The organism is Paenibacillus sp. sgz302115 (genome assembly GCF_056120445.1).
This window is the reverse complement of sequence record NZ_JBVYOK010000089.1, coordinates 1-280: the sequence shown is the minus strand read 5'-3', so window position 1 is coordinate 280 and position 280 is coordinate 1. Positions and strand designations below refer to the sequence as shown.

Here is a 280-nt window from a genome sequence, read left to right as displayed (position 1 = left end):
GCGCCAGGAGCCGACGAAGGACGTGGCGAACAACGAAACTGCCTCGGGGAGCTGTAAGCAAGCTTTGATCCGGGGGTGTCCGAATGGGGAAACCCAGCTGTGGTAATTCGCAGTTACTCATACCTGAATACATAGGGTATGTAGAGGCAGACCAGGGGAACTGAAACATCTAAGTACCCTGAGGAAGAGAAAACAATAGTGATTCCGTCAGTAGCGGCGAGCGAACGCGGAACAGCCTAAACCAAGGGGCTTGCCCCTTGGGGTTGTGGGACGTCTCACA

At 54.6% G+C, this 280-nt stretch carries 1 rRNA gene; it reads left to right on the top strand.

The window, feature by feature from the left end:
• Positions 1–280, top strand: a 23S ribosomal RNA gene (locus tag AC0LWN_RS32850); the annotation flags it as partial.